At 44.3% G+C, this 16567-nt stretch carries 14 protein-coding genes and 2 other annotated features; all 14 genes read right to left on the reverse strand.

Annotated elements, in window-relative coordinates; all coding sequences use genetic code 11:
- Positions 1 to 256: 256 nt before the first annotated feature.
- The 14 genes from ACG95_RS08560 to ACG95_RS08625 all read right to left on the reverse strand — a co-directional run bounded on the left by ACG95_RS08560 (position 257) and on the right by ACG95_RS08625 (position 16341).
- Positions 257 to 1096, reverse strand: coding sequence for an amino acid ABC transporter substrate-binding protein (locus tag ACG95_RS08560; RefSeq protein ID WP_048000135.1), 840 nt, complete (start codon positions 1094 to 1096; stop codon positions 257 to 259).
- Between the two features lie 11 nt (positions 1097 to 1107).
- Positions 1108 to 1749, reverse strand: coding sequence for an amino acid ABC transporter ATP-binding protein (locus tag ACG95_RS08565; protein WP_048000136.1), 642 nt, complete (start codon positions 1747 to 1749; stop codon positions 1108 to 1110).
- Positions 1750 to 1761: 12 nt separating this feature from the next.
- Positions 1762 to 2403 carry an amino acid ABC transporter permease gene (locus ACG95_RS08570; protein ID WP_048000137.1) on the reverse strand — a complete coding sequence of 214 codons (642 nt, stop codon included), beginning with the start codon at positions 2401 to 2403 and terminating at the stop codon, positions 1762 to 1764.
- Between the two features lie 200 nt (positions 2404 to 2603).
- Positions 2604 to 2834: a binding site (T-box leader), on the reverse strand.
- Between the two features lie 47 nt (positions 2835 to 2881).
- Positions 2882 to 3688: a septum site-determining protein MinD gene (gene minD / locus ACG95_RS08575; RefSeq protein WP_048000138.1), complete on the reverse strand. Its 807-nt coding sequence runs from the start codon at positions 3686 to 3688 to the stop codon at positions 2882 to 2884.
- Positions 3688 to 4356, reverse strand: a complete 669-nt coding sequence (locus ACG95_RS08580) for a septum site-determining protein MinC (RefSeq protein WP_048000139.1) — start codon at positions 4354 to 4356, stop codon at positions 3688 to 3690. The genes minD and ACG95_RS08580 overlap by 1 nt, the downstream gene beginning before the upstream one ends.
- 21 nt (positions 4357 to 4377) lie before the next feature.
- Entirely contained in the window at positions 4378 to 4896 is a 519-nt protein-coding gene (mreD, locus tag ACG95_RS08585) for a rod shape-determining protein MreD (protein ID WP_048000140.1), read from the reverse strand.
- A gap of 13 nt (positions 4897 to 4909) precedes the next feature.
- A complete protein-coding gene (gene mreC, locus ACG95_RS08590) occupies positions 4910 to 5755 on the reverse strand; it encodes a rod shape-determining protein MreC (protein ID WP_048000141.1) in 846 nt (281 codons plus the stop codon).
- A gap of 70 nt (positions 5756 to 5825) precedes the next feature.
- Positions 5826 to 6830, reverse strand: a complete 1005-nt coding sequence (locus tag ACG95_RS08595; protein ID WP_048000142.1) for a rod shape-determining protein — start codon at positions 6828 to 6830, stop codon at positions 5826 to 5828.
- A gap of 225 nt (positions 6831 to 7055) precedes the next feature.
- On the reverse strand, positions 7056 to 7691 hold the full coding sequence (locus ACG95_RS08600) for a JAB domain-containing protein (protein WP_048000143.1): 636 nt from the start codon (positions 7689 to 7691) through the stop codon (positions 7056 to 7058).
- 573 nt (positions 7692 to 8264) lie between these two features.
- The gene (locus ACG95_RS08605; RefSeq protein ID WP_048000144.1) at positions 8265 to 9584 is read right to left on the reverse strand and encodes a bifunctional folylpolyglutamate synthase/dihydrofolate synthase; all 1320 of its coding nucleotides are present in this window, start codon (positions 9582 to 9584) and stop codon (positions 8265 to 8267) included.
- A gap of 77 nt (positions 9585 to 9661) precedes the next feature.
- The gene (locus ACG95_RS08610) at positions 9662 to 12334 is read right to left on the reverse strand and encodes a valine--tRNA ligase (RefSeq protein WP_048000145.1); all 2673 of its coding nucleotides are present in this window, start codon (positions 12332 to 12334) and stop codon (positions 9662 to 9664) included.
- Between the two features lie 51 nt (positions 12335 to 12385).
- Positions 12386 to 12624, reverse strand: a binding site (T-box leader).
- A 37-nt stretch (positions 12625 to 12661) separates the two neighbouring features.
- The gene (locus ACG95_RS08615; protein ID WP_048000146.1) at positions 12662 to 13156 is read right to left on the reverse strand and encodes a peroxiredoxin; all 495 of its coding nucleotides are present in this window, start codon (positions 13154 to 13156) and stop codon (positions 12662 to 12664) included.
- Between the two features lie 794 nt (positions 13157 to 13950).
- Entirely contained in the window at positions 13951 to 15168 is a 1218-nt protein-coding gene (gene thiI / locus ACG95_RS08620; RefSeq protein WP_048000147.1) for a tRNA uracil 4-sulfurtransferase ThiI, read from the reverse strand.
- Positions 15169 to 15186: 18 nt separating this feature from the next.
- Positions 15187 to 16341 (reverse strand): cysteine desulfurase family protein, encoded by a 1155-nt coding sequence (locus ACG95_RS08625; protein WP_048000148.1) that lies wholly within the window; start codon positions 16339 to 16341, stop codon positions 15187 to 15189.
- Between the last annotated feature and the right edge of the window lie 226 nt (positions 16342 to 16567).

Consider the following 16567-nt stretch of genomic DNA (forward strand, 5'->3'; position numbering starts at 1 on the left):
TCCGCTGAGCTTACACCACGGACGACCTTGGTCATTGGCGAATTGTGACAAGGTCCAAGTCGAGGTGCAAGACCGCTTCTCAGGCTTGCACCGATCCCCACAGCTGAGCTAGTGCTGACCACCGGAGACGAAAATAGTGAACTATACCAACACTTTTATTAAGTAATTAGTTTTTCACTTAAAAAGGCACGGCCCAACACTGTTAACGACCAGTGCTGAGCGGTGCCTTTTTAATGATTCAATCAGTGGTTACGAACTAATTTTCAACCTTCTGATTACCAAACCATTTCTTATTGATCTTAGCTAAGGTTCCGTTCGCTTTAAGCGTCTTCAACCCAGCGTTGACCTTACGGCGCATGGTCTTATCACCCTTACGCATCCCAACGGCAAAGTCTTCTGACTCAAAGGTTCCTTGCGTTTCGTGATAATCCGCTGAATTAGATTCGTGTTTAATGTAGTAATTGGCGTAGACGCTATCAATCAAGAGACCCTGAATCCGGCCTGCATTAAGGTCTAAGAAGGCGTTGTTGAAAGTATCGTACTGAACTGGCGTCTTCTTAGCAATCTTGTTCTTTAACAACGTGGGGTTATTTTCTAATGATTCGTAACCCGATGAACCAGATTGAACACCCAATGTCTTACCAGTCATATCGTTAAATGAATTGATGTTATTCTTCTTTAAAGATACTAAAACCTGTTTGTTCTTAAGGTAAGTGTTACTGAATGCAACGACTTTTTCACGTTCTGGATTCTTGGTATAACCATTCCAGATCAAGTCAATCGTCCCGTTACGTAATTCAGTTGCATTCATCGACCAGTCAATCGTTTGGAAGCTGACTTTGATCCCATACAGCTTGAAAACAGCGCGGGCTAAATCAATATCATAACCGACTAACTTACCGGATTTTTCACGGAAGCCCATTGGGACAAAACTGTCGTCTAAACCAACGACAACGGTTCCGCGCTTCTTCATCTTAGCCCACGTATCCTGCGTGTCAGCTTTTTTTGTCACACTCTGACCACAACCACTCAAGGTGCTGGCTAAGCCTAGTAGCATGATCATAATCATGCTCAGTGAAATCAGCCTCTTCTTCATCTCAGCACCCCCTACTTCGTCTTATTCGTTTCAACTTTGAACATGTCATCCGCAATATTTTCAGCAAACGTCAAATCATGGGTAACCACGATCTGTGTCATCCCATCCGCCTTCAAGCCGAGAATCAACTTTTCAACTTCTTCACGTAAATTAGGATCTAACGCAGAAGTTGGTTCGTCATAGCAGAGAACGTTTGGTTTCATAGCAAGCGCGCGGGCAATTGCGACCCGTTGCTTTTGACCACCAGAGAGTTGGAATGGATATTGATCTGCCTGGTCGGTCAAATCAAGGCGGTCTAACAATACTTGAGCTTGTTCCTGAGCTTCATTGGCACTCTGCTTTAAGACCATCGTTGGAGCCAACGTAATATTTTGCATCACCGTTAAGTTTGGGAACAATTCAAAATTTTGAAAGACAACCCCGATAACACTGTCATTACTGCGATTCGTATAAGGATCAAAAGCCTTGCCATCTACCAGAAACTCACCGGCATTGACCTTTTCAAGTCCCGTGATACAACGAAGTAACGTCGTCTTACCAGCACCGGATGGGCCAACAATACTTAAGATTTCGCCATCTTTAACCGTCAAATTCAGATCTTTAATGATGGTTCGTGATCCAAACTGTTTAGTAATATTTTTAAGTTCTAACATATTGTTGCCTCCCTATTTCCAGCTGCTGTAGTGCTTTTCGATGCGTCCAAGGATAAACGTCGTTACGGCTGTTAGTAGCAAGTAGATCACTGCAACTAACACTAATGGTACCAACGTTACATCACGAGCCGTAGCCACGTTCCCCGCACGTAAGAGGTCGCCTAAACCGATAACGTATACTAACGAAGAATCTTTAACTAAGTTGATGACTTCATTACCGACGGATGGTAACACGATTTTGATCACTTGTGGAATCACGATCTTACGAATCGTTTGAACATAACTTAAACGTAGTACGCGGGCACTTTCATACTGACCACTGTCGATTGACTGTAAACCACCACGGAAGATTTCTGCAAAGTAAGCGGCGTAGTTAAGAATAAAGGCAAACAGTGCGGCGTAGTAACGTGGGAAGACAATCCCAATCAGTGGTAAACCGTAAAAGACAAAGATCAATTGAAGTAATAACGGTGTTCCACGCATCAACCAAACGTAAAAGTTCAGTAACCACTGTAATGGTTTAATGTTTGACATTAATCCTAGTCCAACCACTAACCCTAAAGGTAATGATCCGATCAACGTCCAAATAAAGATTTTTAGTGTCATACCGGCACCAGATAATAATGATGGCAAAATTTCTAAAATATAGTGCATGTGCTTTCCCTCCCGAATTTAACAGTTCACAATCAGTGTCGTTAATAACGATCACCGTTTTCAGCCACAAAAAAAGTCCCCTTGAGACTAATCTCAAGAGGACGGTTTACCCGTGGTTCCACCTCACTTCGTAATAACCTCACAGTCATTACCTCAGGGAGTTTTGTGATAATAAAAAAATCGTCCTTAAGCCAGTAGCTTAAGAGGACGATTTAATCGCGGTTCCACCTCATGTTCATCAATTGCTCGCGCAATCAATCTCAACGAGTTTATCACTAAACTCCGCCGCTAACGAGGCCAACCGGAACAACTTACTAACTTCAGTCGTCCAACTCACAGATGTGGTTCATTATTGCGCTTGATCGTCTTTCCATCACCGACGACTCGCTAGGCAAGCTTACAACAACTACTCTTCTGTTCTCTGTTTTTTAATGTTGCACTCATAATAAGCGTTAATTAACACAACGTCAAGTCTTTTTTACTTGTTTCGGTGAAAAATCCCAGCAATTCGTGACCAAACGCCTGCTTTAGGTGCATCGATATTCATCAATGGTACCGTTTCACCTTCGATTCGGCGCGCAATGTTACGGTAGCCTTGCGACGCTGAATTCTTAGGATCTAAGACGATCGGTTCCCCATTGTTCGACGTCCGAATAACGGCGTCATCATCGAAGACAATCCCTAATAGATCAATCGATAGATGGTGAGTGATTTCATCAATATCCATTGTTTCACCATCTTGCATCATTCGACGACGAATTCGGTTAATGACTAGCTTAGGTGATTCGGCTAATGGATATTGTTCCAATAACCCAACAACCCGGTCAGCATCACGAATAGCTGAAATTTCAGGTGTTGAGACAATAATCGCTGCATCGGCACCCGCAATGGCATTCATAAAGCCACGTTCGATCCCAGCAGGACAATCCAATAAGACGTAGTCAAAGTCTGGTTTCAATTCTTCCACCAATGCTCGTACTTGATCAGGATTCAGTGAATCCTTATCTGCGTTCTGAGCAGCTGGTAAGAGGAACAGTAGGTCATCGAAACGCTTGTCCTTAACTAAGGCTTGCCGTAACTGTGCCCGTCCCGCAACGACATCGACAATATCATATAAAATACGGTTGTCTAGTCCTAAAATCACGTCTAAGTTACGTAGACCGATATCAAGATCGACTAAACAAACTTTTTTGCCCATCAATGCAAGGGCCGTCCCTAGATTGGCTGTTGTAGTCGTTTTACCGACCCCGCCCTTACCAGAGGTGATGACAATTGCTTTTCCCATCAAATATGTCCTCCATTTCGAGTAAATAACTTCGGTCGTACCCGTTTCAATTGGTTCAGCGGTTGATAGTCCAACGTTTGAATATCATTAATATAAACCACGTTAGTACCTTCAACAATCTTTTCAAGGTCAACTAATTCTAACATCTCACCGACCCGCACACGCGGAACGGTGGCTAGCGAACTAACAATGACCGCATCATTATGATCAGGATAACCGGCTTCAAGCGCCCCGTTAATCTCTCCCATCACAAAGATACTCCCAGTTGCCCGCAAGACGCCCCCCTCGTGAACCTTACCGAAGAATAAGACATCCCCCGCAACCTCTACGACTTGACCATTGCGAATAATCTGGTTAACCAAATGAACCGTATCACGGTCAATCATAGCCAACGCATCGGACGTTAAAATAACGTCCGCCGTTAACTTGTGAATATTAAATAGCGGGTAGCGTTGCACCAATTGAGTGACTTCTTGATTCTGCTCTGGAGTTAACAAGCGACTCGCGGTATCCAGATCAAAAGCAATCTGTTTATCTGCCGTATTATCTGCTTGTAACCGATCCAATAAGACCTTTAGATCAAGCATAATGTCATCAAAGCTAGCCTCTTGCCGCAAGATTAATTCATAACCATCACTACTGGCTTTTAAAACCACATTTTGCTGCATGTTAGAATTCCTTTCTGCCGACTAATTAACACTGAGGTACAATCGCCGCATTGGATAATATAGAATCACAAAAATCGCTAAGTTCGTGGCGATGGTTGGTCCCAGCGTATAGACTGTGAAGTCCGCCACCGTACTAGAAGCGACGTGACTCATCGAATACCAGATAAACGTAAAGGTTTCGAGAATCGTGAGGTTAATGATGTAAACCATCAGTAACGTCAAGAAATTCTGATCCAACCACGGTTTAATCTGCCGACAGATATAGACAATCAATGGCAAGCCAATCATGTAGACCCCGAAGATACCGGTATAGTACCAATCAAACACGAGTCCTACAAAAAACGACCACATCCCAATTGATAAGTCATCACGATCATCTAAAAAGACAGCAAATATAATCCACATTAATACCAAGTGTAAAACACTCGAGTACGGATAGCTAAATAGCTTACCCGCAAACACATTGGACAACGCACCGTCCAAAAAAAGTGCAACAAACAACCCAATTGGGAAGAGTATTTTTAATCTTGAGTAACGCATCGTTGCACCTCCCCTATTGTTCAGCAACCGTCACGACCGTTAAGTCGCTCAAGTCCGCTGCGGGTGTGATTTCAACTTCAGAAGCCAAACCATAATCATCCTGCTTAACAGTGGCAACCGTCCCCACGTAGAGGCCCTTAGGTGTATTACCACCTAAACCACTCGTGACAACCTTGTCACCCTTCTTGATCTTAACGTTGGACGTTACTGAACCCATCGTCAACAAATTACTACTCTTGTCATAGCCTGATACGATCCCATTGACCGTCTTACCAGCACTGTTCGTGATTTGAATGGCAAACTTATCTGAAGTTGAACTGGTATTAGAAATCAATTCAACCTTAGAATTCGTTTGGTTCACTTCAACGACCCGGCCAATCAGCCCAGATTGAGACATCACTGGCGCATTCTTCTTCACACCAGCCGTGGCACCCTTAGAAATCACCAACTGGTTCATCCATGAAGAAGGTGTCCGCGTCAAAACATTAGCCGTTACGGCAGTGTAATCAGATAACGATTCATTCAACTTCAATTGTTTGCGCAACTGCTTGTTTTCCGCACTCGTTGTCTGTGCAGTAACCTTAGCTTGTGCTAATTGATCAACTTGTTTCTTTAATTTTTGATTTTCTTGATAAGTGTTCAATAAATCAGAAACTGAATTCGTGGCACTTTGTAAGCCATTGACAGGCAATGCAATCACCCGATCGACCGCCCCAGCCACATCATTCCCAAATTGCTGAATCAGTGGTGGCGTCGACTTCTTGTCACGAATTGCTACTGAGACACTCATCAAGCCGACACTAATAATCAAGACAATGATGACGATCACTAGTTTACGGTTAGAGAAAAACTTTTGCATAATGAACCCCCGGTCGAAAATTCAATGTTATAACAATAAATAAGCGGGAAGAGATCTTCCCGCTCACCTGTTATCGCTTTTTCATAACGTCGATGCTCTTAAGTGATTCGCCCGTCCCAACTGCAACACAGTCAAGGGGTTCGTTAGCGATGAAAACTGGTACTTTCGTTTCATCCGCAATCACTTCAGAAAGATTCTTCAGTAAGGCACCACCACCGGTTAAGACGATCCCGTGGTCAATAACATCAGAAGCAATTTCTGGAGAAGTTTCTTCCAAAGTTTCCTTAATGGCAGAAATCATTTCTGAAACAATTTCTTGAATCGCTTCAGCAACATCAACTGCTGAAATATCAACCGTTTTTGGTAACCCGGATAAGAGGTCACGTCCACGAATGGTCGAGCCTTCAAGTTCTTCAGCAGCTTCTAAGGAAGCAGAGCCACAATCAATTTTTAATTGTTCCGCCGTACGTTCACCAATTAAAAGGTTAAACTTCTGACGAACGTGATAAATAATCGAATCATCAATCTTATCACCGGCCATTCGAATCGAACGGCTTGAAACGATCCCACCGAGTGAAATCGTCGCAACATCGGTAGTACCACCACCAATATCAACGACCATACTCCCAGTTGGATCCATGACTGGTAACCCAGCACCAATTGCAGCAGCAAATGGTTCTTCGATTACGTAAGCATCACGTGCACCAGCAACCCGCGTTGCATCGATCACAGCACGCTTCTCAACTTCAGTAACACCACTTGGCACACAAACCATAACGTAAGGTTTGCCATTTGAGCGTCCTAAGGTCTTTTGAATAAAATATTTCATCATGGCTACAGTGGTATCGTAGTCAGCAATTACACCGTCTTTCATTGGTCGAATTGCCACAATACTTGCTGGAGTTCTCCCAATCATATCCCGTGCTTCAGAACCGACGGAAACAATCTCCCCGGTCTTCGTGTTCTTCGCAACTACGGATGGTTCCCGCAATACGATGCCCTTGCCGTCAACGTATACAATTGTGTTGGCCGTACCGAGATCAATCCCGATATTCTTTGTCCCAAATCCGAACACTACATTCATCCCTTCATCAATTACAAATTTAATTTTTTATTAGTCATAATAGTAAGTATTATAGCATAATCGCACAGTCCTTAAAAAGTACTGCCTGAATTCTAGCATACCGTAATTTAGCGAAAAATACTGTCCCACTATCTAACTTAGATAAAATTTAACAAAAATAACGCGATCAGGCTGATTGATTTATCAGTCCTAACCCCGTTATTTTACCACATTCTATTACGAATCCGTATTACAATTTAGCAATCCATGCTCTGCAAAACTGAAGTAATCGTTTACACCCACGACAAAACTGTCCAACAACGGAATTCCAATCACTTCACCAGCTAACTGAAGGCGTTTAGTAAACTCAATGTCCTTTTCTGACGGTTTCACATCGCCACTAGGATGATTATGTGCAATCACGATTCGAGCAGTCGCCGTGGTGAGCGCTACTTGAAAGATTTCCCGCGGATGTGCGGGACAACTATTGAGCGTCCCCTGAAACACAATCTGCCGCTTAATGATCTGGTTCTTCGTGTCCAAGCAGAGTAATTGCAGCTGTTCCTGTTCCAAATCAGCAAAATCCTGCGCTAAAACCGCGCCAATCTGCTGGCTACCATAAACCTGTCCTAAGACAAGTCGACTTGGATGTGGAAGCAGTTGACCACATTGCAACGCAATCAGTAACCCATTCCACAACGGGTCACTCGTCGTCTGTTTAAGCCAGCTTACTGCTTGCCCTGGTGGAAACTGTTGCTCAAATTTATGAACAGTCTGAGTTACCGCTGATGCGGATAAGAACGTTGCAAAGTACTGTTCAATCAAATCATGAATTTGCGTCACTGGTAGATTTCGTTCACTCAACGTTGTCATTAAAACCACCCCTTCTACAGGATAGTTTCGCAAGCAACGCAGGCTACCATTTTTTACTTGCTACTAAAATTAGTTTCGTTACAAACGTGGACACTTAATTCGCCGCTCCGCCAGCCGAGGAAATATGCCATGCGGCACGGTTCCAGCCATAATACGGTCTGGAACCTCGCTTTTGAGCCTAAAGGTCAAGCCTCAAAAGACGTCCCGCAATCTAAGACGGCAAAGGACGCCATCTAAGATTGCCTTCATGGCATATTCCCTCGGCCGGCTCCGCTCAAACTCAACTTCAATGTTAGCTTCTTAGTTCACTCACGTTTTCCTAATTAAGAACTCAATTAACAATTACTGAGTCAACCAATCTAGCCGGAGATAGTCAATGCTAGCGGTGCTGTGAAGGTGGCGTTATTCCGGTGCATTTTGCCGGGATTACACCACGGACGTCTTTGATCATTGACGACCTTTGTCGATGACCAAAGCGAGGGTTAGACCGCTTCTCAGGCTTAACCCGGTCCCACAGCTGATTTAGCATTGACCACCGGAGGCGAAAACAACGGCTCGTTTTAGAATGCCGCCTTAATCGTCAGTTTCACCTTTGAAATAAGCGCGCACATCCGAGATAAAGTACAGTGAACCGGTCAATAGTAGGACGTCTTCATCTGACATCTCCTGAGTCGCCTGCATTAATGCCGCCTGCCAGTTATCAAAAACTTCGGCGTCACGACCATTTGGCATTTCAGCGGCCAACATTTCTGGATCAGTCGCCTGACGCTGAGTACTAGGCCCAGCAAACTGGGTGAGTAACAAGCGCACGTTGGGCAAGGCCCCTAACGTCTGAATCATCTGTTGGTGTTGTTTGTCCGCTAGCACCGCAAAGATAACGTAAACCATCTGCTGACCAAAACGCTCTTTCAAAGTCGTTGCTAATTCTAGCATCGCTGGCTCATTGTGGGCCCCGTCAATCATAATCAATGGTTCTTGGTTCACACGCTCTAGTCTGCCCGGCCAGCGCACGTTGGCTAACGCCTTTTTGACGTCCTTAGCAAGTACCGGTGCCTCCGTTTGTTGATGGTACGTCAGATAGGCCGTCAGTGCTACTGCCGCGTTAGCTACTTGATAATCTCCCAATAATGGGGTCGTCAAGTCCTTAAAGTGGGCCTCACCATCATAGTTAAAACGTTCTTCCCAGCCTTGAGGTGGTAGGAGTTTAGTCGTAAAGTCGACGCCTAATGTCTGTAACCGCGCGTGCTGTTCTGTCGCAGTTGCTACCATCACCGCCTGAGCCTCTGCTGGTAACTCACCGACGACTACTGGAACATCTGGCTTGATGATACCAGCCTTTTGCGTGGCAATCGCCGTCAACGTGTCGCCCAAGATATGCATGTGATCATAACCAATCGTCGTAATTGCACTGACTTTTGGCGTCCACACGTTGGTTGAGTCATACAAACCACCCAACCCAACCTCGATAATCGCAATATCAATGGATTGGCTCGCAAAGTACAAGAACATCATCGCCGTAATGATTTCAAACTCGGTCGGTCCACCAGTTGGCAAAGTTGCATCCAACTCGGCGACAACTGGTTGAACCTGCTTCACTAACGCAACGAGATTTTCATCACTGATGGGTTCGCCATCGACACTGATACGCTCGTTGAACCGGACAATGAACGGTGACGTGTAGGTTCCCACAGTCATGCCGTCCGCCATGAATAGGTCCCGTAAATTAGCGACGGTAGAACCTTTTCCGTTAGTACCCGCAACGTGAATGCCCTGCACCTTTAGCTGAGGATCACCTAAATCACTTAAGAATCGCCGCATCCGCGTTAATGTGGGTGCTTTTTTGAACTTAGTCCGGCCGTGAATAAAGGCCAAAGCTGCTTCATAGTCTGTCATCGCTGTGTCCCTCTTTCAATCAATTAAATAAAAAGGTCTACGCGCCCACAGAATCGTGACGCGTAGACCAGTCAAACTTAAGCTTGGGCTTTCTTAATATCGATCAACCGTTGCTTAGTTGCTGCTAACTTCGTTTCGTTATCAGCTAATTTTTCTTTTTCGCTAGCAACTACGGCTTCAGGGGCACTGGCAACAAATCGTTCGTTACCAAGCTTCTTAGTGGCCCGCGTTACTTCGCTTTCAAACTTAGCTTGTTCTTTTTCAAGCTTCTTGATTTCTTCGTTTAAGTCGACTAATTCAGCCAACGGAACGTAAACTTCAGCGTCACTAATCATTTGCGTCATAGCCAAGGTAGGTGCCGTAACATCTGCCCCGATTGATAACGTCTTTGGATGTGCAAAACGTTGAATGTAATCTTCATTCGCTTTGAACACTGATTGTAAACGTTGGTTGTCCGTCTTGATCAAGAGATCAACTGTCGACGTCATCTTAGCGTTAGCTTCTGCCCGAATGCTCCGAACGGCCGTAATCAATTCGATTAACGATGCCATATCGCTTTCTGCAGTCTGATCATCAAATTCTGGGTGATCAACTGGATAAGCAGCAACTACTAATGATTCGCCAACGTGAGGCATTGATAACCAGATCTTTTCAGTAACGAATGGCATGATTGGGTGAAGTAACCGTAAAATCTGATCAAGCACGTAAGCTAAGACGTTTTGCGTATTCTCTTTGGCCCGTTCGTCATCACCAGTTAAGACTTCCTTACTCATTTCAATATACCAGTCACAGAAATCGTTCCAGATAAAGTTATAGAGCGAGCGACCAGCTTCACCGAAGTCAAACTTGTCGAAGGTCGTTGTCACTTGTTTAACCGTTTCGTTTAAGCGACTCAGGATCCACTTGTCAGCTAATGTCCATTCAGACTGCGCTGGTAAAGTTGGTTCTGACATCTCACCTAAGTTCATAATCACGTAACGGCTAGCATTCCAAATCTTGTTGATAAAGTTCCAGGCAGCGTCCATCTTCGTGTAACTGAAACGAACGTCTTGTCCAGCTGTTGAACCGTTTGATAAGAACCAACGTAAGGCATCGGCACCATACTTACTAATGACGTCCATTGGATCAATCCCGTTACCGAGTGACTTACTCATCTTAATACCGTGTTCATCACGAATCAAACCGTGTAATAAGACATTCTTAAACGGACGGCGACCCGTAAATTCAAGACTTTGGAAGATCATCCGTGATACCCAGAATGGGAGGATGTCGTAACCCGTTACTAAAGTACTAGTTGGGAAGTAACGTTGGAAATCTTCTGAATTTTCATCAGGCCAACCCATCGTTGAAAATGGCCATAAGGCACTCGAGAACCAAGTATCCAAAACATCTTCATCTTGTTCCCAATTTTCAAGGTCTTTAGGTTCATCAACACCGACATAAGTTTCACCGGTCGTCTTGCTGTACCAGGCTGGAATTCGGTGTCCCCACCAGAGTTGACGTGAGATAACCCAGTCATGAATGTTTTCCATCCATTGTTGGAAGGCATCTTCAAAACGCTTAGGAATAAAGTTAACAGCGTCATCGCTAGTTTGGTTCTTCAACGCTTGTTCAGCGAGTGGCTTCATCTTAACGAACCACTGTGTTGATAAGCGGGCTTCTACTTGAACATCTGTCCGTTCCGAATGCCCAACACTGTGGACGATTGGATCGATCTTGATCATTAAGTCCAAGTCTTCCAAATCTTTGACCATGGCTTTACGAGCGTCAAAACGGTCCATACCTTCGTACTTACCGGCATTGGCATTCATTGAAGCGTCTTCGTTCATCGTGTTGATTCGTTCCAAGTCATGACGATTACCAACTTGGAAGTCATTAGGGTCATGGGCAGGGGTAATCTTAACCATCCCAGTCCCAAATTCAGGGTCAACGTATTGATCGGCAATAATTGGAATTTCGCGATCAGCTAAAGGCAAGATGACCTTTTGACCAACTAATTCCTTGTAACGTTCGTCACTTGGGTGAACGGCAACTGCTGTATCACCCATCATGGTTTCAGGACGAGTCGTTGCAATTTCGATGTAGTGTTTGCCTTCAAAGGTCACGTTCTTATCTGCAAATGGGTATTTGACGTGGTAGAACGCACCCTTGTCATCCTTATGAATCACTTCAATATCGGATAAGGCCGTCCGTGCCTGTGGATCCCAGTTAATGATGTATTCGCCACGGTAGATCAAGCCCTTGTTGTATAAATCAACGAAGACCTTCTTAACAGCGTCTGATAGACCGTCATCCATCGTGAAACGTTCACGTGAATAGTCCATTGAAAGGCCCATCTTAGCCCACTGTTGTTTGATGATTGAAGCGTATTCGTCTTTCCAATCCCAAACTTGTTGAATAAACTTATCACGGCCGAGGTCGTAACGACTCACGCCTTGTTCACGTAACTTAGCTTCAACTTTAGCTTGAGTTGCGATCCCAGCATGGTCCATCCCGGGAACCCAGAGCGTATCAAACCCTTGCATCCGCTTCTGACGAATAATAATATCTTGAAGCGTTGTATCCCAAGCATGGCCTAAGTGCAACTTACCCGTTACATTTGGTGGAGGTAATACGATTGAATAAGGCTTTGCTTTTTTGTCGCCCGAAGGCTTGAATAGATCTTGGTCTAACCAAGTTTGGTAACGCCCAGCTTCAACAGCGGTGGGGTCATATTTGGTTGGCATATCAGTCGTTAGTTCTTCTGTCATTGGGGCACGTCCTCTCGTTTTTAGGCACTAAAAAAGCCGTTTCATCCTGATTACTAGGACGAAGCGACTTCGCGGTACCACCTAATTTTAAGGTAACCATCACGATTACCTTACAACTTAAACATCGTTGTTAACGAACGGTGTATCCCGTCCGGTTATTCCTACCTAAAACCCAGTTCAGAATAACAGCTCACAAGTTACTTTCATCACCCGCGCGTCGAAAACTTCTCAGTCCCGTTTTCTTCCTGTAAACGCTAGCGAATGCTTACTCGCTTGTTCATTGCTAATTGACACTATTGTAATGAATTTTTAGTCTATCGTCAATCTTTATTCAAATTGTTTTAACGCGTCAAGCGCTGCCACGTAGTTAGGTTCATGACTAACATCTGGCACGATTTCATGATAAACGATCTTGCCTTCAGCATCCGCCACGTAGATTGCACGCGTCAAAGTCCCGTTATTTGGTAAGTACAAGTTAGTTGCGTAACCAAAGGACAGTTCTTCGTCTGAAACAACCGTTAAGTTCTTAACGCCTTCCTTAGCACACCAGCCGGCTTGGTCCGCTGCTGAGTTGTTAGAAACGGCTAAGAATTGAATATGAGGATATTTATCAGCCTGTTGATTAAACTTCTTGGTCTGAATTGAGCAAACCCGGGTATCAATATCCGGCATTACACTGAATAGTACCGGTTTGCCCAGCAAGTCCTTAGTCTTAATCTTCTTATCATGGGTGGTAAAAAACTTAAATTTTGGTAACTGTGCACCATCTTCTAATGGTTCGCCAACTAAATCTAACACTTGGTCATGAAATAATACTTGCACATCAAACACCCCTTCGATAACTGATTGTCATCCTCAATTTTGGATAGAACTAGTATGCTTCAAATTTACCGCAAATTCCGGTGACTCGCAAATGATATTACCGCAATTTTGAAGTTTTTTATTTACTGGCGCCTAAACTAGCGACCGCTATCATACTTAGACTCAGAAATAACTATTAACCAAAGTCGTAAGTGACAGAACAGTTACGAACAACTGCATTTTCTAAATCATTATCCGTACTTAATTCACCGCTTCGCCAGCCAGGAAAACATGCCATGGGGACCGGTCCCAGCCAAAGTGCGGTCTGGGTCCTCGCTTTTGAGCCTAAAATGCAAGTCTCAAAAGACGTCCCGCAATCTCAGGCGGCCAAAAACACCACCTGAGATTGCCTTCATGGTACGTTTCCCCGGCTGACTCCGCTTAAATCCAACTCAAACACTGATACTACTTTCCTATTTTTTGCTTAATAAAGATCGAAATTAGCTAGAATCATCATAGTATCGATCAATCTAGTCAGAGGTGGTCCGTACTAGCGGTGCTGTGAAGGTGACGTTAGTACGGTGGTTTGCCGGAGTTAGGCCACGGACGATCTTGATTATTAGCGAACTGTGCTAAGAATCAAGTCGAGGTCCAAGACCGCTTCTCAGGCTTGGGCCGGTCCCCACAGCTGAGCTAGTACGGACCACCGGAGGCGAAAGTAGTGATTAATTTCAACTCAACAAAAAAACTCACCCTAGTTTCAAACTAGAGTGAGTTTAGACTGTTTATTTAACTAAAATTAGTACCAACGCGAATTACAGTAATTCAGCAAAAACATCTTCTTGTTGGTTCATGTAGTTTTCGCCAGGCTTGATTTCACTGATTTCAACTCCAGCTAAAGCCCGAGCCATTAAGCCTTCAACGTCGATCCGTTCTTCGTAAGCCTGTGAACGGTCCAATCGAGGATGAGTCTTTGGTGCGGGTGGTGCAAAGATTGTACAGCAATCTTCGAATGGCATGATCGATAAGTTGTACGTATCAATATCTTCCGCAACCTTGATAATTTCGGTCTTATCCATCGAAATAACTGGCCGTAAGACAGGTAAAGTCGTTACGTCATTGATAGCAATCATACTGTCCATCGTCTGTGACGCAACTTGCCCTAATGATTCACCATTAAAGATAGCTTTACCATGACGTTCGCGGGTGATAGCATCCATTAAACGCATCATCAAGCGCCGTTGAACAGTCATCAGATAACCTTCTGGCACTTTTTCTTTGATTTCTTCTTGGATTTCGGTGAATGGAATCTGAATGAACTTAACACTACCCGAATAACTAGCTAACGTTGAAGCAAGTTGTTTGGCTTTGGCTAAGGCTTGTTCACTCGTATATGGTGGACTGAAGAAGTGCACCATTTCCATGTTAACGCCACGCTTCATGCCGAGGTAACCGGCAACTGGTGAGTCGATCCCACCAGAAAGCATCAGCATCCCTTTACCGGCCGTACCAACTGGTAAACCACCGGCACCCTGAATCGTTTCTGATGATAGGAAGATACCGTTCGTACGTACTTCTACACGGAGCACAACATCGGGGTTCTTCATCTGAACCTTGATGCCCTCAACGTTATCAAAAATCTGACCCCCAACCATCTGATTGAGCTGGTTCGTGTCGTAGACAAATTGGTGATCTGAGCGGCGCGTATAAACCTTAAAAGTCATTCCAGGTTTGAACTGCGCTTTGATCATAGCAATCGCTGTTTCGTAGACTGCATCCATATCTGGTTCCACGCGAATACTTGGGGAGAAGTTTTGAATCCCAAAGACTAGCTTCAAACGAGCCATCACCTTGTCGGCATCCTCACCATTCAACATGATGTGTAACCGATCTCGGTTAGCGTGAGTTTCTAGTTTTGGGAAATCGTGCAAAGCTTTGCGGACGTTGCGGCCTAAACTATCGATAAAGTTACGCTTGTTCTTTCCCTTGGTCGATAATTCACCGTAACGCACCATAATTTCAGTGTATTGCATGACTAAATTCCTTTCTATTTATGAATCTGCGTTGATCTTCGAGAATTTTTTATAGAGTTGATCGAAGACTTTGATAAACTGGTCAGCTTCCGCCAACGTGTTATTTTCATCTAAACTGATTCGAATAGCACTGGTTGCCACCTTTTCAGGCACATGCATAGCCATTAACGTGCTCGATGCCATGTGCTTCTTCGATGAGCAAGCACTAGTTGTCGAGATATAAACATCCTGATCTTCAAATGCGTGCACGATCGTCTCGCCACGGACACCATTGATCGTAAAACAGAGGATGTGCGGTGCAAAACCATCCGTTGGTTGACTAAAGATCGTCACCTTAGGGAAAGTCTTGATGTGCTCATAGATTCGTTGCTTAATCGCACGTTCACGAGCCACTTTTTGATCTTCATCCGTTAACAATAACCGTAATGCTTTGGCCAATCCAGCAATAGCGGGGACATTTTCAGTCCCTGAACGCCAGTTACTCTCTTGACCACCACCATTCATCAACGGTGCCAATTTACGATTATGACGCGCATAAATGAAGCCGACACCGCGGGGCGCATGGAATTTGTGCCCAGAGAAGGTTACAAAATCGACCCGGTCATTCATGATCATGTCCTGAATACCTTTGCCAATACCTTGGACTGCATCAATATGGAAGTGAATCTTCGGATAATCCTTGAGGACGTCCGCCACTTCTAATAACGGCTGAACCGTACCAATTTCGTTATTAACGGCCATCGTTGACACCAGAATCGTATCTGGTCGAATGGCTGCCTTGAGGTCTTCAACGTTGATCCGCCCCTCTTTATCGACGGGTAAGTAAGTCACTTCATAACCCAATTCTTTTAACTGTTCCATTGAGTTATGGATGGCTGGATGTTCAACAGCCGTGGTAATCAGATGCTTACCAAAGGCTCGTTTTTCAATGGCCGTGCCCTTTAGCACCCAGTTATCCCCTTCCGTACCACCGGAAGTAAAGAAGATTTCGCTTGCTTGTGCGCCAATTAAACTCGCAATCTGTTGTCGCGACTGTTCCAATAGATGAAAAGCCGTTTCACCAAAATTATGCAAACTAGATGGGTTACCCCAGATCTGTTGTGAAACCTTCGTATACGTCTCCAGTACGGCGGGTGCCGCTTGGGTCGTTGCACTATTATCAAAATAAATCATTTTTAAGCCTTCACTTTCTAACAAAGTCGTGCTGAGCACTTACTTTCGATAAGAATTCTTTGCAATTATACCAAATATTCATGTTGAAACAAGGGTCCAGGTTTCAAAGCCAGGATTTCAACACTCTTTTTACGAACTGATTCACTAAGTTTATTCACAGCATATAAAAAGCTTGGATCAAAAATCCAAGCTTGGGTTTATCTTGTTATAGTCGGTGAGATGTCGA

The sequence above is a fragment of the Lactiplantibacillus herbarum genome (assembly GCF_001039045.1).
Taxonomy (GTDB): Bacteria; Bacillota; Bacilli; order Lactobacillales; family Lactobacillaceae; genus Lactiplantibacillus; species Lactiplantibacillus herbarum.